22 protein-coding genes are annotated in these 26,663 nt (G+C 64.8%); 15 read left to right on the top strand and 7 right to left on the bottom strand.

The window, feature by feature from the left end:
- The first annotated feature begins 51 nt into the window (after window positions 1-51).
- Window positions 52-2,853 carry an InlB B-repeat-containing protein gene (locus ACF07D_RS08610; RefSeq protein WP_391504608.1) on the top strand — a complete coding sequence of 934 codons (2,802 nt, stop codon included), beginning with the start codon at window positions 52-54 and terminating at the stop codon, window positions 2,851-2,853.
- Between the two features lie 196 nt (window positions 2,854-3,049).
- On the opposite strand, the gene ACF07D_RS08605 is transcribed toward ACF07D_RS08610, so the two are convergent.
- Window positions 3,050-3,562, bottom strand: coding sequence for an HXXEE domain-containing protein (locus tag ACF07D_RS08605; RefSeq protein WP_391504607.1), 513 nt, complete (start codon window positions 3,560-3,562; stop codon window positions 3,050-3,052).
- Window positions 3,563-3,829: 267 nt separating this feature from the next.
- On the opposite strand from ACF07D_RS08605, the gene ACF07D_RS08600 reads away from it, so the two are divergent.
- The 5 genes from ACF07D_RS08600 (at window position 3,830) to ACF07D_RS08580 (ending at window position 7,646) form a co-directional block, all read left to right on the top strand.
- Complete coding sequence (locus ACF07D_RS08600) at window positions 3,830-5,422, top strand: isocitrate lyase (RefSeq protein WP_391504606.1); 1,593 nt, start codon at window positions 3,830-3,832, stop codon at window positions 5,420-5,422.
- Between the two features lie 91 nt (window positions 5,423-5,513).
- Complete coding sequence (locus ACF07D_RS08595) at window positions 5,514-6,308, top strand: PhzF family phenazine biosynthesis protein (RefSeq protein ID WP_391504605.1); 795 nt, start codon at window positions 5,514-5,516, stop codon at window positions 6,306-6,308.
- 4 nt (window positions 6,309-6,312) lie between these two features.
- Complete coding sequence (locus ACF07D_RS08590; protein ID WP_391504604.1) at window positions 6,313-6,687, top strand: hypothetical protein; 375 nt, start codon at window positions 6,313-6,315, stop codon at window positions 6,685-6,687.
- 68 nt (window positions 6,688-6,755) lie between these two features.
- Window positions 6,756-7,274, top strand: a complete 519-nt coding sequence (locus ACF07D_RS08585) for a DinB family protein (RefSeq protein ID WP_391504603.1) — start codon at window positions 6,756-6,758, stop codon at window positions 7,272-7,274.
- Between the two features lie 21 nt (window positions 7,275-7,295).
- The gene (locus tag ACF07D_RS08580) at window positions 7,296-7,646 is read left to right on the top strand and encodes a hypothetical protein (RefSeq protein ID WP_391504602.1); all 351 of its coding nucleotides are present in this window, start codon (window positions 7,296-7,298) and stop codon (window positions 7,644-7,646) included.
- 115 nt (window positions 7,647-7,761) lie between these two features.
- On the opposite strand, the gene ACF07D_RS08575 is transcribed toward ACF07D_RS08580, so the two are convergent.
- Window positions 7,762-8,499, bottom strand: coding sequence for a DNA methyltransferase (locus tag ACF07D_RS08575; RefSeq protein ID WP_391504601.1), 738 nt, complete (start codon window positions 8,497-8,499; stop codon window positions 7,762-7,764).
- Between the two features lie 125 nt (window positions 8,500-8,624).
- On the opposite strand from ACF07D_RS08575, the gene ACF07D_RS08570 reads away from it, so the two are divergent.
- Window positions 8,625-9,281 (top strand): GyrI-like domain-containing protein, encoded by a 657-nt coding sequence (locus tag ACF07D_RS08570; RefSeq protein ID WP_391504600.1) that lies wholly within the window; start codon window positions 8,625-8,627, stop codon window positions 9,279-9,281.
- A gap of 14 nt (window positions 9,282-9,295) precedes the next feature.
- Here ACF07D_RS08570 and ACF07D_RS08565 read toward each other — a convergent pair whose 3' ends face one another.
- The 5 genes from ACF07D_RS08565 to ACF07D_RS08545 form a co-directional block, all read right to left on the bottom strand.
- Window positions 9,296-10,522, bottom strand: a complete 1,227-nt coding sequence (locus ACF07D_RS08565; protein WP_391504599.1) for an MFS transporter — start codon at window positions 10,520-10,522, stop codon at window positions 9,296-9,298.
- On the bottom strand, window positions 10,519-11,088 hold the full coding sequence (locus ACF07D_RS08560; RefSeq protein WP_391504598.1) for a helix-turn-helix domain-containing protein: 570 nt from the start codon (window positions 11,086-11,088) through the stop codon (window positions 10,519-10,521). The genes ACF07D_RS08565 and ACF07D_RS08560 overlap by 4 nt, the downstream gene beginning before the upstream one ends.
- Before the next feature lie 341 nt (window positions 11,089-11,429).
- Window positions 11,430-11,948: a GNAT family acetyltransferase gene (locus ACF07D_RS08555; RefSeq protein ID WP_119283972.1), complete on the bottom strand. Its 519-nt coding sequence runs from the start codon at window positions 11,946-11,948 to the stop codon at window positions 11,430-11,432.
- A gap of 9 nt (window positions 11,949-11,957) precedes the next feature.
- On the bottom strand, window positions 11,958-12,668 hold the full coding sequence (locus ACF07D_RS08550; protein WP_391504689.1) for an HAD family hydrolase: 711 nt from the start codon (window positions 12,666-12,668) through the stop codon (window positions 11,958-11,960).
- A 5-nt stretch (window positions 12,669-12,673) separates the two neighbouring features.
- Window positions 12,674-13,438, bottom strand: a complete 765-nt coding sequence (locus ACF07D_RS08545) for an alpha/beta fold hydrolase (protein ID WP_162921254.1) — start codon at window positions 13,436-13,438, stop codon at window positions 12,674-12,676.
- Between the two features lie 145 nt (window positions 13,439-13,583).
- Between ACF07D_RS08545 and ACF07D_RS08540 the strand changes: the two genes are divergently transcribed.
- The 8 genes from ACF07D_RS08540 to ACF07D_RS08505 all read left to right on the top strand — a co-directional run bounded on the left by ACF07D_RS08540 (window position 13,584) and on the right by ACF07D_RS08505 (window position 26,633).
- The gene (locus ACF07D_RS08540; protein WP_119283969.1) at window positions 13,584-14,150 is read left to right on the top strand and encodes an OsmC family protein; all 567 of its coding nucleotides are present in this window, start codon (window positions 13,584-13,586) and stop codon (window positions 14,148-14,150) included.
- Window positions 14,151-14,172: 22 nt separating this feature from the next.
- Window positions 14,173-14,559, top strand: a complete 387-nt coding sequence (locus ACF07D_RS08535; protein WP_119283968.1) for a DUF4260 family protein — start codon at window positions 14,173-14,175, stop codon at window positions 14,557-14,559.
- Window positions 14,560-14,717: 158 nt separating this feature from the next.
- Window positions 14,718-18,311: an efflux RND transporter permease subunit gene (locus tag ACF07D_RS08530; protein ID WP_391504597.1), complete on the top strand. Its 3,594-nt coding sequence runs from the start codon at window positions 14,718-14,720 to the stop codon at window positions 18,309-18,311.
- Window positions 18,312-18,424: 113 nt separating this feature from the next.
- A complete protein-coding gene (locus tag ACF07D_RS08525; RefSeq protein ID WP_391504596.1) occupies window positions 18,425-19,036 on the top strand; it encodes a hypothetical protein in 612 nt (203 codons plus the stop codon).
- A gap of 24 nt (window positions 19,037-19,060) precedes the next feature.
- Window positions 19,061-19,750: a hypothetical protein gene (locus ACF07D_RS08520; RefSeq protein ID WP_391504595.1), complete on the top strand. Its 690-nt coding sequence runs from the start codon at window positions 19,061-19,063 to the stop codon at window positions 19,748-19,750.
- A 36-nt stretch (window positions 19,751-19,786) separates the two neighbouring features.
- Window positions 19,787-23,524, top strand: a complete 3,738-nt coding sequence (locus ACF07D_RS08515) for an AAA family ATPase (RefSeq protein WP_391504594.1) — start codon at window positions 19,787-19,789, stop codon at window positions 23,522-23,524.
- 190 nt (window positions 23,525-23,714) lie between these two features.
- Window positions 23,715-24,983: an ABC transporter substrate-binding protein gene (locus ACF07D_RS08510; RefSeq protein WP_391504593.1), complete on the top strand. Its 1,269-nt coding sequence runs from the start codon at window positions 23,715-23,717 to the stop codon at window positions 24,981-24,983.
- 180 nt (window positions 24,984-25,163) lie between these two features.
- A complete protein-coding gene (locus ACF07D_RS08505) occupies window positions 25,164-26,633 on the top strand; it encodes a DUF222 domain-containing protein (protein WP_391504592.1) in 1,470 nt (489 codons plus the stop codon).
- Window positions 26,634-26,663: the final 30 nt, after the last annotated feature.

Raw genomic sequence — 26,663 nt, 5'->3', positions numbered from 1 at the left:
GCCGTCGAGTTCAGCGGCATCACAGTCGCAGACCTCGGCGCGAGCGCCGTCGTGCTCAGCGGATCAGGCTCGGGGCAGTTGCTGCTCGAAGACATGACGTTGGCGAGAAACTCGGCAAGTACGGGCGCGGCGCTGTCGTTCGGTCGCAGCAACGCAGACGCTCAAACCACGATGAACCGACTGAGCGTTCTTGAGAACGTCGGAACCAACGGTGCTGGCTACTCGGGCGGCGCGATGAGCTTCAGAGCCGAGTCGCGCGGCGCCGTTCTGATCCAGAACTCGCTCTTTCGCGACAACGAATTCCGTGATGGGGGAGCGCAACCCCGCGGGGGCGCTATTTCGCTGCACAATTCGTACGTGCAGTTGACACTGAACCGTGACCTCTTCGAGGGCAACAGCACGGCCTCGTCTTCGGCGCCAGCGAATGCTGACGGTGGTGCCGTCTCCGTCATGAACCCCAACCAGACGCACGACGGGTCGCTGACAGTGACAAATAGCTCGTTTATCGGCAACACTGCGCAGGACGATGGGGCTGCCATCTTTGTCGAGGGGCAGAACGCTTCGTCAACTCCGCCGTTTCTCACGAAGCTGACAGTCAAGAACTCCACGTTTGCGAACAACGTGTCTGGCGGCGAGACTGCTGACACTGGCGGTGCCATCCAGGTCTCGCTGCGCGTCGAGGTCGATATTTCGAACAACACGTTCTTTGGCAACACGAAGGATCAGGGGCGCGGCGGCGTCGACTTCGGTGTCCACACGACGTTCAACTCTGGTGGATTTCAGCGGCCCGCCGGGGCGCTCGCAGACAACGTCTTCACTCGGTCGAATTCGGTGGCAGGCATGCTCGGAACATCCCTGACCTGCTCCGGCGGTGTCGCCTGCAGCGTCCCCGCAGGCGAAGAGGAGGCGTACGCGAAGGGGATCTTTGGGACAGTCACTCCTGAGCCGGCTGCCAACGGCACCACAGTGATCGCGGGCGACGCGCGTTCTGGGGCAGAAAGCCGAGCGATCCCAACCCTTGCGATCGTGCCGCCTGTGACCGACGCAACGCCCACTGCGTCTCGCATCGTGACTGGCGACACTGGGCTTGACGCAGATGAGCGCGGCGTCGCCTACCGTCCAACCGGCCCACAGGATGCGGGCGCGTACACGATGGACTACGTACGATTCGACGCAGCCGAGAACGGGGGCTCGTGGACGGGACTGACGCCCGCCTTGCCAGGCGAGCAGGGGAGCTTCATTAGCGACGCAACCGCCTCCAATGGCTGGTTTGAGGTCGCGTCACCGGGCGCCTCAGTGCCACTGCCAGCAACTAACCCGACCCCGCCGGCAGGAAAATCCTTTATCGGCTGGTTCGAGAGCCCGACAGGGGGAACTCAGGTGACCGCGCCAGTCGCTGTAGCCGGCCAAACCGTCTACGCGCAGTTCGCTGACGTTGAATACACGGTGACCTTCGAGCCTGGCAACGGCGAGGCCTCATTCTCTGAAACCGTCGCCCATGGAGATACAGTCGCCGAGCCAGCCGAGCCTGTACGTGAGGGCTTCACCTTCGCTGGCTGGACTCTCGATGGCGACGAGTACGACTTCGCGGCGGCGGTGACCTCCGATCTGACGCTCATCGCGGTGTGGGAAGAGGTGCCTGTTGTCGAGCACACAGTCACATTCGACCCGCAAAACGGAGAGGCGTCATTCACCGAAGCCGTCACAGACGGTGAAGCCGTGGCCAAGCCCGCCGACCCGACTCGGGAAGGCTTCACGTTCACTGGGTGGACGCTTGCAGGGGCAGCATACGACTTCGACAGCCCAGTCACCGCTGACATCACGTTGGTGGCGGGTTGGGAGGAAGTGGCCGTCGTTACCCACACCGTGACGTTTGATCCGCAAAACGGCTCGGACCCGACCGAAATTCAGGTCGCTGACGGCGACCCTGTGGCGCAGCCTGCCGATCCGACGCGTGAGGGCTTCACCTTTATCGGCTGGACCCTGCAAGACGTCGACTACGACTTCGATAGCCCTGTCACCTCAGACATCACTCTCGTTGCGCAGTGGGAAGAGATCCCGGTTGTCACCCACACAGTGACATTTGACCCAGACAATGGCGAGGCGACATCTACGGAGAGTGTCGTCGACGGCGACTCGGTCGCGAAGCCAGCTGACCCCGTCAAGGATGGGTTTGCCTTCACCGGGTGGACGCTCGACGGCGAACCATACGAGTTCAGTACGGCGGTGACAGCCGACATCACGCTCGTTGCAGCTTGGGAGGAAGTGCCCGCCGTGACGCACGTCGTGACTTTCGACCCCGATAACGGTGACGAAGTCTCCACCGTGACTGTTGTCGACGGCGAACTCGTCGCGCAACCGAGCGACCCTGTGCGCGAGGGACACACATTCGCCGGCTGGACGCTGAACGGCGAACCGTACGACTTCGCGACGCCCGTGACAGCAGACACAACGCTGCTTGCGTCGTGGGAGCCTGTTGGAGCGAAGAATCACACGGTGACATTCGACCCTGACAACGGGCACGCCTCAACGACGGTCACAGTGGCCGACGGGAAGGCGGTGGCGAAGCCCGCAGACCCAGTACGTGACGGCTACACCTTCACCGGGTGGACGCTGAATGGAGCTGTCTACGACTTCAGCTCCCCGGTCACCACCGATCTGACGCTGGTGGCGGCCTGGAAGACTGCCGTTGTGCCGCCAACTGTTGACCCGAACAAGCCGACTCCGCCAGTGATCGAGACGACGGGTGGGACGCCACTCGCGCCGGCTGCGCTTGCTGCCGTGCTGCTTCTCGGTCTCGGGGTCATCGCTGTAGTCCGCGCCCGACGGAGTTGGGTGCGCGGGCAAGAGTAGCGTTCGGGGTGTGTGGGTCGAGTGTGATCTCGGCTCACACACCGAGCAAGGAGAAGGAGCACCCTTGGTGAGTCGCGCTACAGTGCACCGCCGATGCAGAGAGTGAGCCTCCCGCGGACACGAACGTGAGCAGCTTGCCTCGCCCGGCTTGCGCCCGTGGGGCCGTAGTGCACGATGGCTTCTGGCGCCGGCAGGGTTACCGTCGGTTTTGCCGGCTAGGAAACATACGTGCCACAGCCTGGCTGGCTAAGGCCGCGGGTAGGAGTAGCGCCGCCCCACGGGCGTAGTCGCCGGCGCGTAGCGGCCTACCGGCGCGCCTGAGTTCACTTCGCGCCGCGAGAGCTCCGGGCAACATGACAGGCACCGCGGTTGCGACTCCAGCTGTGTAGCGACGCTGGACAAGTGAGGCGGCGAGGTGTGTACTCACGTGCGCTTCGAGTCCCGCCGCGGTTGCCCGGTAGAGATGGGAGCGGCCGTCGCTGAGCGCGCCACGCCAGCACGCGAACGCGACGAGTACGCCCATGAGCCCAACCGCGCCCCACGACTGGCCCCTCGAGATGCGCAGCCGCTCGACTCCGGTGCGCCCTGCCAGAGCGTCGAAAGTCGAGGGGAATGTCAGCGCCTCTTCGATGTCGTGAACGCACCAGGCTGCGAACAGCGCGAGTGGTCCGCGTCGTCTCGTCTGAGTTGCCCGTGTCTCGCTCGCCATGTGGCCATTGTATGAAGTTTGAGGTGCCGGGTGGCGGCCGCAGACGGAGCTTCGACGTCTCGAAACCCGAGGATCAGTACCCCGCCAAGCCTAGATTCTTCTGGCAAGCAGAATTACCGGCAAATTTCACCCGTGAATTGTGCATCTCAGGGTCTTGCGGGGCGGCAGAGTAAGAACTAGCCCGGAAAGATCACCGCGAAAGTGATCTGGCAATCACCGCAGATCTGGCAAACACTACAAACTGGCAATCACTACAAAGGAGTCACGATGACTGCATTCACAGACGATCTCGAGGCAGTAGAGGCACTCAAGGCTGAGCACGGCGCTGGCTGGGAGCAGATCAATCCCGAGTACGTTGCTCGAATGCGTGCCCAGAACCGGTTCAAGACCGGTCTCGAGATTGCGCAGTACACAGCCGACATCATGCGCAGGGACATGGGCGAGTACGATGCGGATTCTTCGGTGTACACCCAGTCGCTCGGCGTGTGGCACGGCTTCATCGGGCAGCAGAAGTTGATCTCCATCAAGAAGCACCTGAAGACCACCAACAAGCGTTACCTGTACCTCTCGGGCTGGATGGTCGCTGCCCTCCGTTCTGAGTTCGGACCGCTGCCTGATCAGTCGATGCACGAGAAGACATCGGTTCCCGCGCTCATCGAAGAGCTCTACACCTTCCTCCGTCAGGCTGACGCCCGCGAACTCGACCTGCTCTTCACGCAGCTCGACGATGCTCGCGCCGCGGGCGACGAGACTGCAGTCGAGTTTGTGCAGTCGCAGATCGATAACTTCGAGACCCACGTCGTGCCGATCATCGCCGACATCGATGCTGGCTTTGGTAACCCTGAGGCGACCTACCTGCTTGCGAAGAAGATGATCGAGGCAGGCGCCTGCGCGATCCAGATCGAGAACCAGGTTTCCGATGAGAAGCAGTGTGGCCACCAGGACGGCAAGGTCACCGTGCCGCACGAGGACTTCCTGGCGAAGATCAACGCTGTCCGGTATGCGTTCCTCGAGCTCGGCATTGACAACGGCGTGATCGTCGCCCGTACCGACTCGCTCGGTGCCGGCCTCACGCAGAAGCTCGCCGTGACTAATACGCCAGGCGACCTTGGCGACCAGTACAACTCGTTCCTCGACGTCGAGGAGATCTCGGAAGATCAGCTCGGCAACGGTGACGTCGTTATCAAGCGCGACGGCAAGCTGCTGCGCCCGAAGCGACTCGCTTCGAACCTCTACCAGTTCCGTGCGGGAACCGGCGAGGACCGTTGCGTGCTTGACTGCATCACCTCGCTGCAGAACGGCGCCGATCTGCTCTGGATCGAGACCGAAAAGCCGCACGTTGAGCAGATCGCGGGCATGGTCGATCGCATCCGCGAGGTCATCCCGAACGCGAAGCTTGTTTACAACAACAGCCCCTCGTTCAACTGGACGCTCAACTTCCGTCAGCAGGCCTTTGACCAGCTCGCAGCAGAGGGCAAGGACGTTTCTACTTACGATCGCGACAAGCTTATGGCGGTCGAGTACGACGGCACCGAGCTTGCAACGCTCGCTGACGAGAAGATCCGCACCTTCCAGAAAGACGGCTCGGCCCGCGCCGGTATCTTCCACCACCTCATCACGCTCCCGACGTACCACACGGCGGCGCTCTCGACAGACAACCTTGCCAAGGGTTACTTCGGCGACGAGGGCATGCTCACCTACGTTCGCGATGTACAGCGCGAAGAGATCCGTCAGGGCATCGCAACTGTGAAGCACCAGAACATGGCTGGCAGCGACATCGGTGACAACCACAAGGAGTACTTCGCAGGCGACGCAGCGTTGAAGGCAGGTGGTAAAGACAACACGATGAACCAGTTCTAACTCGTCTCCAGGGCACACGCCCGCGGCAGAGACACTCAAATTTCCAGCAGATGGGGGTCGGCTTCGGCCGGGCCCCATCTGTGTTTCGCTGGTGTACTGCATTGCCCGGAACGGTGTCGCCGCCGACATGCTTGGGCTCGCCGCCGAGATCGGATATTCAGAGACTGCGTTCCTCGAGGCAATCGGCGACCGCGAGTACCGGGTTCGCTTCTTCAGTCCCCAAGCGGAAGTCGACTTCTGCGGACACGCCACTGTCGCGGCAGCTGTTGCGCTTGCCGACGCTGAACTCGGCGCCGGTGAGCTGCTGCTCCACTCAAACGTCGGCGAAATTCGCGTGAGCGTTGCCACTGTCGGGAACGGCTATCACGCAACCCTCACCACAGTCGCCCCGAAGACGGCGGAGCTTCCGTCGGGGCCGCTCGCCGAACTTCTCGCGGCGCTCGACTGGGAGGTCGAAGACCTCGATCCTGATCTCCCAATTGGCCTTGCGTTCGGCGGGCTCTGGCACCCGATCCTGTGGGCGGTGACACGCGAGCGGCTCGCCGAGCTTGAGTATGACTTCGCTGCCCTCACCGCGCTCATGCGGCGGGAAGGCTGGGGCACCGTGAGCCTGCTCACCCGCGAGCGCGCAGACCTTATCCACTCGCGAAACGCGTTTCCAATCGGCGGAGTCGTCGAGGATCCTGCCACGAGCGCAGCTGCCGCCGCGCTCGGCGGTCTTCTGCGCACAAACGGCCTCCTCCCTGCTGGCGGAAAGTTCAGGGTGTTGCAGGGCGAAGACATGGGCCAGCCATGCCTCCTCGACGTTGACGCGAGCGGTCACGGAGGAATCCGGGTGAGCGGAACCGCGAGGCGACTCCACACCGACAAAACGAGCGGAAACTGAGCCCATGGCCGCAATCATATTTACAGCGATCGTCGGCGCACTCGGAATCTTCCAGATCGCGGCAGCGGCCGGTGCGCCCGTCGGCGCGTACTGCTGGGGCGGGCAACATTGTGGGAAGCTCCCCGTCGGACTCAGGATCGGCTCTGCGGCGACCCTGCTGCTGTACGCGGCACTTGTGCTCGTGATCCTCAGCAGGGCAGGGATCCTCGGTATCGTGCCTGAACCCGCGGCCGCAATCGGTACGTGGGTGATATTCGGCTACTGCGCGATCGGGATCGTGATGAACGGCATTTCCCGTTCGAAGCGTGAACGTCTCGTCATGACACCCGTGGTCAGTGCGCTTGCCGTGCTCGCCCTCATCGTTGCACTGCAAGGATAAGCACCCGCGCACCCTCATCTTGGCTTTTGTCTAGGGCAAATGTCGGCGCATGGTCGTATCGTTGGCGCATGGACTCAATCGCGATTCTCACAGACATTGCCCGTCGGCCAGGGGACTCAGCGGAGATGCTCCGCGAACAACTCACCCCACAACTGCTCAATTCCCACCCGCACCACGACAACTCGGTCGCTTGGCTCCTGTGGCACGCCGCGCGCGAAATCGACGTTCAGCTGAATGCGCTCTCTGGGGGCGAACCCGTCTGGTCTGCGGCAGGGTTCGCTGTACGCTTTGGGCTCGACGTTGCTCCGGAAGACATTGGGTACGGGCACACACCGGAGCAGGCGCGAGCGATTATCGTGGACGACCCCGGCCTACTGCTGGAACACCTCACCGCCGTCATCGATGCCCAGGTTTCGTTCATTGAAACGCTCTCGGAAGCAGACCTGTCTCGCATCGTCGACGATCAGTGGGACCCGCCGGTGACACTCGGCGTGCGACTCGTGAGTATGTCTGCAGACGCGCTCGAGCATGTGGCACAGGCCGCTTACATCGCAGGAATCGGCGAGCACGGCTTCGAACCGAGGTAACTCGGCTGCCATACTTGGTTCATGCATGCCCGACCGCACGCCGCCACGCTTCTCACGTTAGTCATGGGAAGTGCGTGCCTCGCGCTCGCCGGTTGCGCCTCGGCCTCGGTCGGCACGGCAACAATCGAGATCCGTCAACTGCCCGACGACATCGCTGGCGAGGAGCTTGAGGTGCAAGTGCGGGTCGGCGAGGGTAACAGCTTCGAGTCCCTGCACATGAGCACAGGCATGACTATCGCGCTTGACTCCGTGCCATTTGGGGACGTCGAGATCGAGGCTGTCGGTGTGTGCACTGTCGCCTCACCAATCGATGAGCTTAACCCGACTATGAGGCTTATCGTCGACGGCACGCACTGCACGCTGGCCGACTGAGCGCGCGGCGAGCTGACCGCCGACTGACTGCCTGACCGCCTGACTGCCTGACCGCATGGTTGGCAGACGAGGCGCCGAGCCCTCGGCAGCAGGGTCCGGCGAGCTCGCGCAGCTCTCAGGCCGAAGCGGGGGTCCCGGGGCGATTGAAGACGAGCAGCGCGTCGGCCACGATGTCATGTGGATGCACGTCCCAAACGATCTCGGTCTTCCCGACGAACTTCAGATGCGACGCGAGCACGCGAGTGCAGTCTGAGATGAGCCGTGTTGTGTGGCCACTGTGACTGATGTCTGCGACGTTCCACACGACGTACCCGCCCGGGGCCGTGAGCCTCGCGCACTGTGCGGCGACGAGTCCGAGTTCGGCCAAGTACCGCTCGTAGTCCCCGCCATCGCGCTCGTATGCGGTGAGCGGGTCAGCCTCGTGGTCGTTCGCGGTCATGTACGGGGGCGACGTGAGTACCAGTTGGGCCGCGCCGTCTGCAACGGTGCGGTCTGTTGCGCGGGCGAGGCGGAGGAGCTCACGGGCGTCTCCTTCGACGACGATGGCCGGGGGAACCGTGCGGCGTACATGGTCAACGCGTTCAGGAAGGAGTTCAACACCGAACGCGCGCCTGCCGAGTGCCGCAGCTCGCGCGAGCGTCGTGCCAAATCCTGCGAACGGGTCAACGACGAGGTCGCCAGGCTCCGTGCAGTGCTCGACGACATGGTCGACAACAGCCGCGACCATGTGCACGTCTTCGTCGGCGGACTCGGCCCGCTCTGCATGAAAACGCGCGAGCGTTGTCGACAGCGTTGCCGCAAGCGGCGATGCTGGCTGCAACCTGAGCGAGCGCTGGTCTGGAGGAGTTGTCATCGCATGCAGTGTATCGACACCAGGTAGTCGTGCCCGCCGGGCCCGCGGCAGTAGGCTTGCGGCAGCGCACGCGACGCGAGCGTCGGCCCGTTGTGCGGGCCTGGGAGATGCGGTCGGAGGATTCCGTGGCAGACAGTGGCAAGACATCGCGAGAAGCGGCCCCCGCTGCGAAGGTCGACCTCAAGAAGTCGCTCGACAGCTACCAAGCCAAGCGCGGCGAGTTTCGCACGCTCGATGTGCCCGATATGCAGTATCTGATGATCGACGGGCACGGTGACCCGAACGTGAGCCCCGAGTATGTGGCAGCGCTCGCAGCGCTCTACCCCGTCGCGTACAAGATGAAGTTCTCGAGCAAGCGGGAGCTCGCTCGAGACTATGTTGTGCCGCCGCTCGAGGGGCTCTGGTGGGCCGCGGACATGGAATCGTTCACTGTCGGCCGCGACAAGTCGCAATGGGACTGGACCATGATGCTCATGGTTCCAGAGTGGCTCGACCGTGCTGCGTTTGAGAACGCTGTTGCGCTCGTCGGCGAAAAGGACGCCCCTGAGCGTCTGGCGGACGTGCGATTTGAGACGCTCAGCGAGGGCACCTGTGTACAGACGCTCCACGTCGGCTCGTACGATGATGAAGCACCTGTGCTTGCTGAAATGCATGATGAGGTTATCCCTGCGCGCGGGTTTGTGATGCGCGGCATCCATCACGAGATCTACTTCAGCGACCCCCGCAAGGTTGCACCCGAGCGGATGCGGACGCTGCTGCGACAGCCAGTCGAGCCTGCCTAGTTCGCCTCTTTCGCCTAGTTCGCTCCTCGCTCCATCAGGCGCCAGCTCCTGTCGAAGAACGGGGTGAGCGTGGCGGCAACGTAGATCACCCCGATCACTCCAAGGCTCGCCCGCACGCCGATGAGCTCGGCGCCGAGGCCGCCGAGCAGGCTGCCGACTGGCATGCCAGCCCACGCCCCGGCGGTGACGAGTCCGAGCACGCGGCCGCGCAGCTCGGTTGGGATTCGTTCAAACTGTGCGGCGCCAAGGATCGGGTTGATCGCGCCGGCAGCGAGCCCGCAGACGATGGCTGTCGCGACCATCGCCGGGAGTTGAAATCCCAGTGCCGGGGCGAGCGTGAAGGCGCCGGCGACTGTGAAACAGATCGCGAATGGGACCCGGCGGGGCAGCCTGTGAGCGATAAAGCCGAAGGTGACAGTGCCGGCGAGCGCGGCCGCGCCGAACGCCCCAATAACGAGCCCGAGCGGGGCGGCCCCTCCGAGCTCTTCCGCAGCGTACAGGGGCATCAGCGTTCCCGATCGCGCGGCGTCGAGGGCGTTCGTGAGAAGCACGAGTGCGACGATGCGTACGAGCAGCGGGTCACGGGTGACAAAGCGGAGGCCGTCGCGCAGGTCGTGCCAGTAGCTGTGCGTGCTTGGTTCCGGCGGGCTGGCAGCCGGGACGCGAACGAGGGCCGCCGTCAGGATCGCTGAGGCGGCGAACGCCGCCGCTGTGACGTACAGCGCAGGGTAGGGGCCTATCGCCGCGACGAGGACCCCCGCGAGTGGCGCCCCGAGCAATGATGACAGGCGACTTGTGCCGTCGAGAAACCCGATGGAGCGTTCGATTGGAAGGCCTGCTTGTTCGGATACAGGTGGCAGGAGCACCCGTCTCGCCGTTTCGCCGGGGGAGTCGAAGAGACCACCAAGGAAGACGAGTGCAACAAGTGCCGGAAACGGGAGTGCGCCTGCCGCAGCGAGGAGTGGGATGAGCGCAAGTGTCGCGCCGCTGATGATGTCTGCGAGTGCGGCGGAGCGCACGTGGCCGATCCTGTCGATGATCGCTCCGCCGAACGTTCCGCCGATGACGACCGGCGCTGTGGTTGCCGCCGCCGCGAGCCCGACCTGCAGCGCACTCCCGCCAGCCCCCAAGATCGCGAAGGGAACTGCGAAGACGGTGACGACGTTACCCGTCCGCGAGAGCGCATGGCTGGCAAGCAAAGCCTGCAGCGGCAGGGTGGCGCCATGCGGCCGGCTGGTCACGGTTGCTTGTATCCCTGCGCGAGGAAGAACACGGGGGCGGCATCTGCGTTTTCGGCATTGTGCTCGCTCGCGGCGAGCCAGCGTTCCTGCAACGCCTCAACTTCGGCACCGAGCTCGGCCAGCTGGGCGGGAGTGAGGCGGAGGCTTCGGTCCGTTGTAAACCCGGCTTCGAGCCATTCGGGTGCGAGTTCCGCAGCGGCATCAATGTAGTCAGTGAGGCGCGTGGCATAGGCCTGGCCGAGGGACCTGAACATTTCGCGCTGCGCTGTGAGCCGTTCGGGGTCGCGCGCGAACTCGGCTGTGTCCCACACGGTCGTCTCGTGGACGGCGCGCCACCAGCGCTGGCGGCGATCGGTGCCGGGCCCTGCGGCTTCCTCGACGAACCCTGCTGTTGCGAGCGTTCGCAGGTGGTAGCTGAGCGAACCCGGAGCCTCGTCGACGAACTTGGCAAGGTGTGCAGCTGTCTGGGGACCGTGCTCGCGAAGGAGTGCGAGCAGTCGGAGCCTTGTCGGGTGCGCGAGTGCGCGCATGTGCGACGCGCGGTGGAGGTTTGGTTCGGTGGCCATTCATCGAGCATATCGCGCAACGAGTATTGCGCAATAGTTCTTGTGGTTTCTTTCGAAGCGAGAGATCTGGGCTGGATGCGCCGGACGTGCTGGATGCTCTGGACTTCACCCATGCATATGAGATCGGCGTTTCCAATAGCGCTGGTGCGTGAATCTGGCATTGATGAGGCGGATCACAGGCGGTGTGCACGCACGTTGGAGGCAGAGGAGCCAGACAGTGCGGGCGCCTGGTCCTGCCGACGGAGGGTGCGGGGTGCCGGGCCTGTTGTGCGCGCCTGAGGCCTGGGCCTGGTGTAGCGGTCGGTCGCTGCAGGGGGAACGGGCCGGAGCCCTCGCGCGGCCTACGGTGCGTCGTTGATCAGTCGTTTCCCGAGGACGATCACGTCGTTCGCCTCGTACCCGAGCGCAGTGTAAAACCCGACCGCCGCGGAGTTCTCGGAGCGCACCATCAGCTGCGCCTTCGGGCAGCCGAGCGCCTCAAGCCGTCGCTCGACCTCCGCGACGAGCGCACGGCCGATGCCGGATCCGCGTAGCGCCTGCGCGGTCGCGAGGTAGTACATCCAGCCGCGATGGCCGTCAAACCCAGCCATCACGGTTCCGACGAGTGTGGTGCCGTCGCAGATACCTGCACCTGCACTTGAACCTGCGCCAGGGCCTGCCGTTGCCGCGGGTTCGCACTCCGCGACAAGGAAAAGCTCGGGCTGTGCTGAGAGGCTTCGTGCAATATCCGCCCGCGGATCGTTCCACGGGCGAGTGAGCCCGCACGCTTCCCACAGCTCGACCGCCGCCTCGGTATCCGACTCTCGGAACGCCCTGAGTCGAATCGTGTGGGTGCCGCCTGCGTGCCGTGTGTGAGTCATCGCCCCAGCCTACGTGAGCCGCGCAGTTGCGGCGCGCACGAGCTCTGGAATCTCTGCGAGCGTCACAGCGTCGCGGCCGGGGCTCGGCCGACCGACGTAGAGCGCACGCATCCCTGCAGTTAGGGGCCCCTGAACATCCGCGTCCCAGGTATCTCCGACGAAGACTGTCTGCCCGGCAACGCCTCCGCAGCGCTCAAGCGCGCGCTTGTAGATCAGGGAGTGCGGCTTGCGCCACCCGACTTCGATCGAGGTCACGACATCCGAGAAATACCCGGCGATGTCGAACCTGTCGAGCTGCTGCTGCACAAGTGTCGGGTGGTGCGTATTACTCACCACGGCAAGCGTGTGGTCACGCGCGAGGTCCGTGAGACACTCTGCGGCTGAGTCCGCGAGCCGGATATCCGCAGACCAGGCCGCGAGATACTCGTCGACGAGACGCCCGAGTTCGCCTGCGCTCGGCAACCCGCCTGTCGGAAGTGTGAGTTCGGCGTAGCGGCATGCAATCTCATACATCGAGCACTCTCGGCCCGACGCGCGGGCAGCGTCGTCGAGCTCGCGCCACGCGCGGTCCCACAGTCGGCTTGCGGTGCTCGCGTCTAGGTCGGCGCCCGCCCGGACTGCAAACTCGTGCGGCGCATTCCGGCTCGCGGGGTGCACCGACGGGTCGTAGGCCACGAGCGTGCCGAAGAAGTCGAAGAAGACGTGCGTGGCGCGATCCATCCCGCTCACGACGCGTCTGATTCGGTTCGCTTCGCGTCAAGCTGAGTGAGCAGCCCGCGAACCTCGCGCGCGACGACGTCGGGCTGGGTGAGGGGCGCGTCGTGCGCGGCATCTTTGATAGTTACGAACGCGCTGTGGGGGAGTGCTTCGTGAGTGAGGCCCGCTGACTTTCGCATGAGTCCCCGCTCACCGGCGCCGACGGCGATTGTCGCCGGTCCAGGGAACCGGCGCCAGCCGTCAGGTAGCGTGAACCCGATGTTCTCCTTGACGCTCGCGATGAGTGTGTCAGTGGTCATCGCGCGGCTGTCCCTGACAAAGTCGTGCAGCAGCGCGTCTGGAACACCGAGCTGCTTCGCTTGGAGGCGAGCGAACCACTCGCGCCTGGCGAGCGGGGCGGAAGCTCGAAGGAGGGTGAGGGTCGCCCCCTGCGCAGGGGCCGGGACAGTCTCCCCGCTGATGATGAGTGCAGCGCGAATGAGGTCTGGGTATTCCGCGGCGAGTCGGATGGCGAGCTGGGCCCCCAGGGAGAAGCCAACGACTGTCACGCCGTTCGGAGCACGATCTCGAATGAGCGCGACCAGCCTCTCGATGGCGTCGTCGTGCGAGGTGTACTCGACCGAGCTGCTTGTGCCGTGCCCGGGAAGGTCCGGCACAATTGCGCGGACATCGCCCGCGAGCTGTGCGAGGACAGGGCGCCACATCCAGCCTGAGACTCCGCCGCCGTGCAAGAAGAGCACGTCTGATCCGGATCCCGAAATCATAGTGTTCATACTCCCGAAGCATAACAGTGGCAGACCCAACCCATCGGGTCGTGGTGTGACGCTGCGAGACGCACTGTTTCGGTATGTTGCGTGGTGTTTCGGACTGTTTCGGCGGCTGGTGCGCCGCGCGCTTCCGGCCGGTAGCGTGACCGCCATGACTACGCAGACTCTCACCTCCGAGCCAACCATCACTGTCCCCGAAATCTCAGCGGGTGACCGCGCCGAACGCCTCAGCGCGGCAGGCGCCGCCTGGGGCGAGCGGATCGATAGGAATCGCGACTCGTCGAAGCTCACCTACCGAGTCGAGGGCATTGGCGAAGGCGGAGTCGCAACGCGCGTTCGCGCGGGCAAGCACGAGTTCGTCATTGACGAACCCGCCGCGCTTGCCGGCGACGACGTTGCGGCAAGCCCCGTCGAGTATGCACTCGGTGCCCTGGTCGGCTGCCAGGTTGTTGTGTACAGGCTGTACGCGCAGGCGCTCGGAATCCAGGTCGACGATATTCGAGTCACCGCTGAGGGGGACCTCGACGCAGCCCGTCTGCTCGGCAAGGACGACACCGTGCGGCCCGGATTCAGCGGAGTGCGCCTCAACGTCGAGCTCACTGGGCCTGAGTCGCAGGAGCGCTACGAGCAGCTCCGCGACGCCGTCGACATTAACTGCCCCGTGTACGACCTGTTCGCGAACCCGACGCCCGTCGTCGTCTCGGTCACGAAGGGATAGGTGCACCGCATAGCATTGACCCATGGGTTATTCGCGTGTGGTTTGGGGCATGAGTGCCCTGCTGTGGCTGATCATCACTGTGCTGTGGTGCGTGTGGTTCGGGTGGCCGGCGGCACTCGTGGCAGTGATTTTCGCGATTCTCCCGGATGTGGCCCTTGTCGGCGCGTTCGCGAGCCAAGGCAAGCTGAAACCAGAGCGGGTGGCTTTCTACAATCTGATGCACAACGCCCTCATCGCCGTCGGAGTGCTCGTTGCCGGGTTCGCCGTGTTCTTGCTCACCGGCGGTATGGACGGGGGCATTTGGGCGATCGGTCTAGCGGGTCTCGCTTGGTTCGTGCACATCGCGGTGGATCGCGCGTTCGGCTTCGGTCGCCGCGACACCGATGGAAGCATCATTCCTGTGGTTTAAGCACACGATAGGGACTCCCGGCCGACCGAGCGGGGCTGTAAGGGGAAGAAAGATCATCCCGTGGGTGGATGGGTGTCGTACCAGGGTACGACGCGGCGCGAATAGCGGTGCGGACAGACTGGAATGGTACGTGAGTCCGACCCTGCCTGAAAGGCGCTATGACCCCGCTCACCCGTCTCAGCCTGAAGAACCGCCTGATAGTTGGCCTCGTGACCCTCGCGGTCGCCGTGCTTGGCATCATCTCGATGGGGGCGCTCAAGCAAGAGCTCATGCCGTCGATGAAAGTGCCGATGGCCTACGTGTCAGTCCAGGCTGACGGGCTCGCACCCGAGGAGCTCGTGACAGCGGTGACCGAGCCAGTCGAACAGGCATTGAAGTCGATACCAGGCATCACGCGTGTCAATTCAGATACCTCAAGCGGCTTCGCGAACATCATGGTGGAGTGGCCGTTCGACGAAGACGCCGATGAGACGGTTCGCACGATCCGGGCGACGCTGGATGCGCTGAAGCCGAGCCTCCCGAGCGGCGCCGAGGCCGAGGTTTTCTCGGGCGGTGCCGACGACATGCCAGCGATGGTGCTCACCGCCGGCACGAGCGGTGACGAGGCCGAGTTTGGTGATGCTCTCGAGCAGCGCGTCGTCCCCGCGCTGCAGGCGCTCCCCGGTGTGCAGAAGGCGACGCTCTCCGGGCGCGAGGAGCAGCGGATCGTCGTCGATCTCAGGCCAGGTGATGTCAAGAAGCTGAAGGTCGAGCCCGCTGCAGTGCAAGCTGCGCTGCAGGCGAACGGCGCGGCCCTGCCTGCGGGCCAGGTTGATGGCGAAGCCGGATCGATCCCGATCGCGGTTGGGACCCCGCTCGGCACCGTCGAGGAGATCGCAGCGCTGCCGATTGCGGCCGAGGCCGGCGTCGTACGCGTCTCCGACTTTGCCGACGTCCGAACCGAGGCGATTCCTGCCGACACGATTTCACGCGTGAACGGCAAGCCGGCGCTCACCCTCCAGATCATGCCGGCGCGCGGAGCAAACGTCGTCCAGATCTCGCACGCCGTCACCGCTGAGCTCGATGCACAAGCGCCCGGGCTCAAAGCTGAGTTCGTGACGATCTTCGACCAAGCCCCGTTCATCGAGCAATCAATCCACGACCTTGCGGTCGAGGGGGGTCTCGGTCTCGGCTTCGCCGTGCTCGTGATCCTCGCGTTCTTGGCCTCCTGGCGTTCCACGATCATCGCCGCGGTCTCAATCCCGCTCTCGCTGCTGATCACCCTTATCGGGCTGCAGTGGAGCGACAACACGTTGAATATCCTCACGCTCGGCGCCCTGACGATCGCTATCGGACGCGTCGTCGACGACTCAATCGTCGTGATTGAGAACATCAGCCGCAGACGGGGGACCGGACCGCTGACGATCGAGGGCGTCGTTGCCTCGGTGCGCCAGGTCGCTGGCGCGATTACCGCGTCGACGCTCACAACCGTCGCAGTATTCCTGCCGATCGCCTTCGTCTCCGGCATGGCTGGCCAGCTGTTCCGGCCGTTCGCAATCACCGTATCGATCGCCCTCGTCGCGTCGCTCGTCGTCGCGCTCACCATCGTGCCCGTGCTCGCGTACTGGTTCATGCAGAAGCCGCCGAAGCGTGGTCACGGCGTGGCCGACGAGCACGCCGATCCCGACCACGTGCCGTCGGAGCTCGACGAGATCCACACCACTCCCGATCGACTTCAGAAGGCGTTCATGCCCGCGCTCTCCGCGACGCGCCGGCATCCGGTGATCACGCTCGTGAGCTCTGGTCTGATCCTCGTGCTCACGCTGGGAATGACCGCGTTCCTCAAGACGGACTTCTTAGGGTCTTCGGGGCAGGAGAGCCTGCAGCTCACGCAGGTCGTCAAGGAAGGAGCGACGGATCTCGTCGCCGAGGCCGAGCCAGTCGAGCAGGCGCTCGCGAAGGTCGACGGCGTCCGTGACGTCATGACGTCGATCCCTGTCGGGGCCGAGGGCGAACCGACGATCTCGTACGATCTGCAACTTGGCGACGGCGCAGACGTTGCCCAGGTCACTGATGCCGTGCAGGGAGCGCTCGACGCGCTCGACGACTCGGGCGAATTGCGGATCCAGACCCAGGACGCCTTCGTCGGTGATGCCGGGGGTGGCGGGATCGCGTTGCAGATCCGTGGCTCCGATCCCGCTGCACTACGAGCGGCGAGCGAGATGCTCGAGAAGGAACTCGCGGACGCCACGGGCGTGCAGAGTGTGTACAGCGACATCAAGGGTGAGCAGCCGGTGATGCGCGTCACGCTCGACGACGTACAGGCGACCCGCCTAGGTTTCGACCGCGCGGCGGTTGCGAAGGCGATCCAGGACGCGATGTCAGGTGAAACCATCGGGCGCTTGATGCTTGGCGGCGCCGAGCGAGATATCGTGCTGCGCACCCCGGGCTCGGAGCACACCGCGGCGACGCTCGGCGACTTGCTTCTCCCCGTCACTCCGCAGCAGACAGCGATCGCGCAGAAGGCAGCGAGCGACGCACTCCAGAAGAAGGCCGACGCAGAGGCCGAAGACGCCCGCTTGGAAGCCAACGCTGAACTGACCAACCAGATCTGGGAGGCCGGCAATCAACGCGCGGAACTCGTGCAGCAGCTCGGCGAGCTCAACGCGCAGCTCGCCACACTCACCGCAGCGCCAGTCACGCCGTACCCGCCGCTCGACCCCAAGGAGGTCGGCAAACAGCAGGCCGCCCAGGAGCGCGCCGAACAGCTCGCGGGCCTGCAGGGAGCGATCGAAGGCGCCAAGAGCGGGATCGCCGGGATCGACGAGCAGATTGCGGCACTGAGGCAAAGCCAGGCTGACGCGGCTCAGGCCCTCGTCGACCAGCAAGCCGCCGAAGCCGAGGCGAAAGCCGCGACCGAGGTGACCGGTGCCCCGATCAAACTGTCGGAGATCGCCGTAGTCGAAGAAGAGTTGACCGCGCCCGTGATCACGCGAGCTGATGGAGAGCGTCAGGTCGTGCTCTCTGTGACGCCGAAGACCGGTCAACTCGACGCCGCAAACCGTGCCGTTGACAAGGCAATCGCGACAACCGACCTGCCAGCAGGAGTGAGCTTCGAGCTCGGTGGCGTGAGCCAGCAGCAGGACGAGGCTTTCGGGCAGCTCGGTGTTGCAATGCTCGCAGCGATCATGCTCGTGCTGCTCGTGATGGTCGCGACATTCCGCAGCTTCCGAGGCCCACTCGTGCTGCTGATCTCGATCCCGTTCGCCGCGACCGGCGCGATCCTCGGGCTCCTCATTACCGGGGTCCCGCTGGGGCTTCCCGCGCTCATCGGACTCCTCATGCTCATCGGCATCGTTGTGACAAACGCGATCGTGCTGATGGATCTCATTAACAGGCTGCGAGAGGCCGGTGCGTCGCTCGATGAGGCCGTAGAACACGGGACGCGGCTCAGGCTACGCCCGATCCTGATGACCGCGGCCGCGACAATTTTCGCGCTTGTGCCGATGGCGCTCGGCTTCACAGGCGGGGGAGTCTTCATCTCGCGGCCGCTCGCGATCGTCGTTATTGGCGGACTCGTTTCATCGACGCTGCTCACGCTCATTCTGGTACCCGTGCTGTATACGCTCGTGGAGCGCCGCAGGGAGCGAAAGCTTGAAAAGCGTGCCGCGAAGCGTGAAGCCGTAGCCGCGGCCGGTGCTGTGGGGGCGGGGAACGACCAGACGGGCGACGTAGGCACTGAACCTCAGGGAGACGGCGATGCCCGGCAGTAGCAATGGGGCGGCATTCATGTCTCGGACACGGCAATTGTGCTCTCGCGGCACTGCATAGCGCAACTCAGTAGCAGCGCGCCACTCTAGCAGTGGCTAGAGTGGCGACATGAGCGATGGCGGATACCTCGGCGGCTTCCAAGGTATGGGGCCACTGGTCCCGCGCCCCCGAGGGACTGAGCGGCGATCCCGGTCGCGCTGGCGAGAACGCGCTTGATCGAGATGCGCGGCACGGCGTGAACCGACGCGACGTAACTCACCCCTGGCTGTCGACCTCTGTGTGGGGCAAAGCTTGGCGCGTCGCCCTCGGAACGCTCGCGGTCTGGCTGCTCGCGCTGCTGGCGTCCGTCCTCGCCTTCGCTGATGGGCGCTTCGAATACTTCGCGCCTCGCCCACTCGGGGCGGTCGCACTCATCGCGCTTCCGCCGGTCGGCTGTGCTGTGTTCGCGGTGGCGCTTGCGCGCTTGCTGGAACGGCTCGCCGCGCCAACGCAGGCGCTTGTGTTTGGACTCGCTGCCTACGTCGCAGCGGTCCTGCTAAGCGCCTTTTCGCAACTCGCCTGGGCCGACGCCGGTGTCGGTTGCCTCGCGGGCGAGCCGTGCCTCACTGGCTTCTGGCAGACAACCGCCTTCGCCGCACTCATTTTCGTCCCAGTCATCGTGCTCGGGGCGATTGCGTATGCTCTCGCGCGAACGTCGGTCACGACGCGTGGGCGGTGGGCAAAGTAGCCCCCCTGTCGATATGGTGTCGCTATGGACAGCAACCTGAGCGGGTCCTTGCCCGACGACCCCAGCGTCCCGCGGCCTGAGGGAAGTGGCACGGTAGGCAACAAGCCCGCACCGCTGGTTGGCGACCACCCGTGGCTTGCCACGGGGTATACCTCGCGGGCCGCCCGGGTTGCCGCCTACACCTTGTGCGTGTGGGGGATCTGGATCGGGGCCAATCTGATCCTGCTCGGCCCTGGTCAGGGCTTCTGGGTGATCTCATCGCCCAGTTTCGCGCTGGCTGCGCTGCTCTTCCCGCCTGTGTTCTTCGCTGCGGTCGCCGCCGCGATGCAGCCGTGGCTCACCCAGTTCGTGCCCTTCACCCAATCGCTGCTGTTCGGCGGCGCGGCCTATGTCGCCGCCGTGCTCTTGGTCGCTATCGTGTCGGTCGTCGAAGCGATCGGGTCCGAGCCCTGTCCGCCCGGAGACGTGTGCGCTCCCGGGGTGTGGTTCAACATCGGCGTCTCCGCCTTCATGTTCCTTCCAGCGATCCTGATCGCCGGTATCGGCTACGGGCTCGCGCTCGCATCGGTGACACCCCGCGGCGGCAGGGTCTTTCTCGTGACGCTCGGGGCGACGCTCCTAGTCGCAGCCGTAGTAGCGGTGTCGGCGATAGCCCCATTCATCGGCGGGGGATATGGGAACCAGGGCCAGCCACCCGGTAGTGTTTGGGAATAGTCTGCGCGAGTTTCACAGCGACCGGAAGGATACGGCGTGCACCTGAAGAGCCTGACCCTCCGTGGCTTCAAATCGTTTGCGCAGCCGACAACATTCCAGTTCGAGCCGGGAGTCACTGCAATCGTCGGGCCGAACGGCTCCGGCAAATCGAACGTCGTCGACGCCCTTGCCTGGGTGATGGGGGAGCAGGGAGCGAAGACGCTCCGTGGCGGCAAGATGGAAGACGTCATCTTCGCGGGCACATCGACCAGGGGTCCGCTCGGGCGTGCGGAAGTCAGGCTCACCATCGACAACAGCGACGGCGCGCTGCCAATCGAGTACACGGAGGTGACGATCAGTCGCATCCTCTTTCGAAACGGCTCAAGCGAGTACGCGATCAATGGCGAGTCGTGCCGTCTGCTTGACGTCCAGGAGCTGCTGAGCGATTCGGGGCTCGGGCGCGAAATGCACGTCATCGTCGGGCAGGGCCAGCTCGACACCGTCCTCCGGGCCACCCCGGAGGATCGCCGCGGCTTCATCGAAGAAGCGGCAGGCATCTTGAAGCATCGACGCCGCAAGGAACGCACCCTGCGCAAGCTCGACGCGATGGAGACGAACCTCACTCGCCTCAACGATCTTGCTGGCGAGATCAGGCGGCAGCTCAAACCTCTCGGGAGGCAGGCCGAGGTTGCGCGGCAGGCGCAGACTATCGCCGCCGAGGTGCGGGATGCGAAAGCCCGGCTACTCGCCGACGATGTGACACGGCTACGCACGGAGCTCGCGAGCCTCGCGAAGGACGAATCGGAGCGCCACTCGGAACGCATCGTGCTGCAGGAGCAGGTGGAACAGAAACAGTTGCGCATCGAGCGGCTTGAACAGGAGCAGCAGGGCGACGAGCTTGACGCCGCGCGCCGCGTCACGTTCGCTCTCGAGAGCGCCCAGTCTAAGCTGCGGGGCCTGTACGCGCAGGCACAGCAGCGTCTCACCTTTCTTGCGACCCAGTCGGAATCACCCGAGCAGGTATCGCTGACGAGTCGAACTTCAGTCGACGAGGCGCGGGAAGAGGCGCGGGAGCTCGCTGCCCGCACCCCCGAGCAGGAGGACCGATGGCGCGCCACTGAGCAGGCCACGCGGAAAGCGCAACAGATGCTCGACGCCATCGATGAGCAAATCCAGGCGCAGGCCGAGCTCGTCTCCCGCCACGACCTTGAGCTTTCGGCGCTTCGCGGACGACTCGAGGCAGCCGAACAGAAGCGGGAGACCATCGCGGCTGAGCTCGAACGACGGACCCAAGCGTTGGCGCAGGCCGAGACCCGAGCGGGCGATGCTCAAGCCGAACTCGAGGCATTCGAGTCCGAATCCAACGACGCAGAGTTGCCAGAGGGCGGGCTCGACGGTGCGTACCGCGCGGCGCAAGAACGCGAGACCGCCGCAGAGAAGCTTGTCGACGAACGACGCTCCGCCCTCCACGCGCTCGAGCAGGAGGCGTCGGGCCTCGAAGCCCGCGTATCAGCACTCGCGCGCTCATTGGATCAGCGCGACGCGTCTGGCACACTGCTCGCCGAGCAACCCGCCGGGGTGCTGGGCCGTGTCGCGGACCACGTCAAGGTGCGCGACGGCTACGAGGCAGCGGTCGGCGCGGCGCTTGGAGTGTTCGCCGACGCGCTCCTCGTGGACTCCGCCGACGTCGCACAGGGTGCCGTCTCCGATGCGCGGCAGCGCGACATCGGTCGCCTTCGGGCCGTCATCGCGAATGCCGCCGCTGTCGAGAGACCAGCCGTCGCAGTGCCCGGCCTTACTGCGATCTCGACGGTACTTCTCGAGGCACCCGACGGTGTACGAGGTCTGCTGAGTCGGAGCTTCGTCGCCGGAGCCGCAGCGGAGGCCGCTGCGGGCGCCGCCGCCCTTCGGTCGCTATTGCCCGGCGGTGGCTTCACGATTGTGACGTCCGACGGTGATGTGCTCACCGAGCACACACTGGCTGGCGGGTCAGGGCTCGCGCCGTCGCGGATTGAGCTCACTGCAGACCTCAGCGAGGCCCAGGACCGGCTCGAAGTCATCTCTGCAGAAATTGAGGCTGCGGCTGCGGCGCTCGCCGACCAGCGGGAGCGGGTCGCGCGACTCAAAGCTGAGAGTAAGGCGGCCTACGCCGAGCTTCGCGAAGCGGACGCCAGGCTCGCCGAGCACGCTCGCAGGCGCCAACAGCTCGTCGTGCGGGCAGAAGCGACACGCTCCGAAGCTGAACGAGCAGCGACCGCACTCGCGGGCGTGACCGGCTCGGAAGATGAGGCAGCCGAGCTCGTGGTCCAGGCGACACGGGCGTTCGAGGATGCGGCCGCGAAGCCGCGCCCGATTCTCGACGCAAGCCAGCGCGACGATCTTCTCGCAGACGTCGAAAAGGCTCGCTCCGTCGAGATTGAAGCGCGGCTCGCGTTTGAGACCGCCAAAGAGCGCGCCCGGGCTGCAGAGGAACGAAGCGTTACCCTCGCGGCGCAGTTCGAAGCGGAGCGCCGAGCGGCTGAGGAGGCCGCACGTCGAGCCGTCTTGCGTTCGCGGCAGGTCGCACGCGCCGAGCTTGTCGCCGAGGCGCTTCCAGGGATCCTCGACGCGTGCGATCGATCCCTCTCCGAGGCTCGCACCGCCCAGCAGGGTGCAGAGCAGGAACGGGCCCGGAACAGCCAGGAGCTCACCCTGCTGCGTTCCGAGGAGTCAGAAGCCCGCGGCAAACTGCAGTCGATTACCGAGCTTGTCCACGGGGCCGAGCTGAAGAGTTACGAACGCAAACTGCAGCTTTCGTCCTTGCTTGAGCGGGCAGGGAACGAACTCGGGCTCGTTGAGGATGTGCTCGTTGCTGAGTACGGCCCGCAGGTCGGGATCCCAGTGGCTGGCGAAGGCAACGCCCCGGTCGGCGCATCGCCGAGCTCCGAGATATCGGCCGACGCCGCTCCACCGACAAGCGAACTCTCGCTCGAGGAACAGCTCGCGGCCGAACTCGGGCTTGCGGGCGCGGACGCTGGCGTGCGCGAGGAACAGAGCCCCTCCGACAGCACCGGTGGAGCGGGGGAACTCGGCAACGACGTCGTCCCTGCGCACGACGCGGCGCACACGACAGCGCGCGCAGAGCGGACGGTCCCGTTCGTTCGCGCCGAGCAGGAGCGACGTCTCGCGAAGGCAGAGCGACGCCTGAGCGAGCTCGGCCGAATCAATCCGCTCGCGCTCGAGGAGTTCGCGGCGCTCGAGCAACGGCATAAGTTTCTCGTCGACCAGCTCTCCGATCTGACAAAGACGCGCGCGGATCTACGCCAAATCATCGAAGAGCTCGACGAGCACATGCAGGGGATCTTCGCTGCTGCCTTCGAGGACACGCGCGCCGCGTTTTCCGAGGTGTTTCCGATCCTGTTTCCCGGTGGTTCCGGGGAGATCTCCCTCACGAACCCTGACGAACTGCTCACGACGGGCATCGACATCGCGGTGCGGCCCGCGGGCAAGAAAGTCGAACGGCTGTCTCTCTTGTCGGGTGGCGAGCGCTCCCTTGCTGCCGTTGCCCTTCTCGTTGCGATCTTCCAGGCGCGGCCGAGCCCGTTCTACATCATGGACGAGGTTGAGGCAGCGCTCGACGACGCGAACCTTGGCCGCCTGCTGCAGGTCTTCGAACGGCTGCGCGAGACGTCGCAACTCATCGTCATCACGCACCAGAAGCGCACAATGGAAATCGCCGACGCTCTGTATGGCGTATCGATGCGCCGAGACGGGATCTCCGCTGTCGTTGGACAGCGGCTCGGTGCTGAATCCTGATCACGCTGAGCGTCGCGAGGCGAGTCGGAATCCGATACTTTTGCGACCCGAACCCGTCGGCGATTGATTGAATCTAACAAAATTGTCTCGGCAGGGCTGGAGAACAACACAGCGCTTCCTCCCGGCGATACGCTACGAACGTACCGCTCCAATGGTGGGGCGTACCAAACCGTATGGAAAGGCGTAGCCAATGAAGGTTTACTCCAAGAAAACTGCAGCCGCGATTGCGCTGTTTGCCGGTGCGGCCCTCGCGCTGTCAGGCTGCACATCAAGCAGCGAAAAGCCTGCTGACGACACAACATCGACACCCTCGGGGGACTCGGGTGCACTGAAGATTGGCACACTGCTTCCTCAGACGGGAACGCTCGCGCACCTCATCTTCGGCCCTCGCGCAGCAGTGAAGCTCGCGATGGAAGACATCAACGCTGCGGGCGGCGTTCTCGGCTCAGACGTCGAGCTCGTCGTCGAAGGTAACGAGCACGACGCGTCCGACCCGACGATCATCAACAAGAGTGTCGACGAGATCATCAAGGCGAACCCGTCATTCGTGCTTGGCGCGATGGGCACTGGCAACTCCAACGCCGCGATGCCGAGGCTCACGGAGGCTGGCATCCTGATGGGGTCTCCCTCGAACACTGGTATCGGGATGTCGGGGATCAACCCGCTGTACTTCCGCACGATTGCATCCGACATTATCCAGGGGCGCGCACTCGGAAACCTCGTGCTTCAGGACGGCCATTCGACTGTGGCGATGCTCGCGCAGAACAACGACTATGGCATCGGGCTCCGCGACAACTTCCAGGAGACCCTGGAAGAGGCCGGCGCAGAGCTTGTGTATGGCGCGAAGGGGTCGGGCGAGGAGTTCCCGGAGGGGCAGACCACCTTCACCTCCGAGGTGACCGCAGCACTGTCAAAGAAGCCTGACGCGATCGCGATCGTGAGCTACGAAGAGGCGAAGCAGATCATCCCCGAGCTTGCAGCTCAGGGGTTCGACCTGTCCAAGCTGTACCTTGTTGACGGCAACACGGTTCCATATGAGGAGTTCGACGCTGGCCTCCTGAAGGGTGCCCAGGGCACGACGCCGGGCCGCGCTTCAGAAGGCGACTTCCTCGACGCGCTTGTCGCAGCCGATGAGACCGCGACCCAGAGTACGAACTTCGCTCCGGAGTCGTACGACGCGGTCATGCTCGTCGCACTGGCCGCGCAGAAGGCTGGCAGCACGGATCCAGCGGCGATCCGTGACAACCTGCAGGCGGTTTCGGGTGCAGACGGTGGCGAGAAGTGCAGCACCTACAAGGACTGCCTTGCGCTGCTCGAGGATGACAAGGACATCCACTATGAGGGTCGCGCAGGTGGTGGGCCGCTCACTGACAAGAACGAGCCGTCCTCGGCACTGATCGGTATCTACCGGTACGACGAGGCGAACAAGCCGAACGCCGTGGGTGAGATCGAGGGCTAATTCACCCTCGTTCAGGCTCCGGTGGCCCCAACCCATTTCGGGTTGGGGCCACCGTTCGTTTGTACGGGTACGAGACGTTGCTTCGCACACAGCGGGACAGGAACGACGCCTGCGAGGCGATCCTCGCTGAGCTGTGGAGAACCCGCTCCCGCCTCAGAGCGATGCTGTGCCATTGGTCCCATGAACGACTTCTCACCAGCCGCCGACGAGCCTGACCGTACCCCTGAACCGTCCGCCAGCCGCGACGACGATGCATTTGTCACGCCCGGCTACGAACTGCAGCGGCGCGTGTCGCTCTCGCAAGACCGCCGCGACTTCCAAGCGATCGACTCTGCTATGGATTCCGCTCGGCGCGCGGAAGGGTTACAGCTGCTCGCCCTCGGGCGCCTCATGGAGCGAACCTGCGGACCGCCCGCAGGCCCGCCTACTCGCGATCTCGAGTTCGCCTTCCGGTCTCTGCGCCTTGAAGTCTCCGCACGCTACAAACTCAGCGAATACGCGGCCGCAAGGCTGCTCAACATCGCACACCAGGCGGGAGGACTGTATCGTGCCACCGTTGATGCACTCCTCGCCGGGGAGATCAACTCGACCAACCTGCGAGTCGTAGTTGAAGAAGGGGCGCCGTTCGGCCTCGAGTCAAGCGGCGCGCTTGCGAGCAAGCGATCTCGATACGAGACGGCGGTGCTCGAGCACGCGCGGATCGAGCCGTCCAACAGACTTCGTCCGATCGCGCGCCGACTGGCGCTCGAATTCTCCGAACTCAACGAAGACTCGCGCAACGAAGAGGCCGCCGCTCGGCGATCCGTGTGCGTTTCGAACCTCCCCGACGGCATGGCCGAACTCCGCGCGTATCTTCCTGCAGCGGTGGCGTATGGCATTCGGGATCGGATCCGTCAGATCGCGAAGTCCGTGGTGCTGTTGGAAACGAAGAGTGGTCCAGCTGTCCCTGAGAAGGCGCAAGACCCCCGACCGCGCAAGCGGCCACAGGTGGAAGCTGACGTGATGGCCGACCTACTCTTGCGCGGCATAACCGATGCTGGCGCCACCTCCGACCCCGCTGACGGTGACGAGCCAACCGGATGCCCGGCATGCGGCGCTGCGGGCGAACTCCGCCCCGCACTCGGGATCGGAGTGAGCGCGCATATCCAGGTGATCATCCCAGCACACACCCTCGGTGAACACGGAGAAGCCGGACGCACGGATGGGATTCCCGAGCTCGTGGGATATGGCCCGATCGGGACCACCGCTGCCCGAGAACTCGCCGGGGGAGAACGCGTTTGGGACGCGGTGTCCGTCGATCCTGATGGCGCAGTGCTCAGCGTCGAACGCTACCGCCCGAGCGCAGAGATACGCCGCCTGCTCGCCGCCCGCGACGTACACTGTCGCGCCCCTGGGTGCAGGATTCGCGCGAGTAGGTGTGACCTCGACCACACCAAGGCGGCGGTCAGTGGCGGCGAGACTCGCACGGACAACCTCGCGCACCTCTGTAGGGGGCACCACACGCTGAAACACAACTCAGCTTGGAAAGTGGATCAGCAGCCGGGTGGCGTATTGAAATGGGTCAGCCCGACGGGGGCCGAACACATCGAGCGCCCGCCGAGCCGGGTCCGGTTTCGAACAGTACGCGAGGAGGAGCCCGGCCCGTTCTGAGCCTAAAACCTCGTGCGTGCGGTGTCTGCC

This window comes from Leucobacter sp. NPDC015123, from assembly GCF_043080205.1.
In the GTDB taxonomy this organism is placed as follows: domain Bacteria; phylum Actinomycetota; class Actinomycetes; order Actinomycetales; family Microbacteriaceae; genus Leucobacter; species Leucobacter aridicollis_A.
This window is presented reverse-complemented; position numbering and strand designations above follow the sequence as displayed.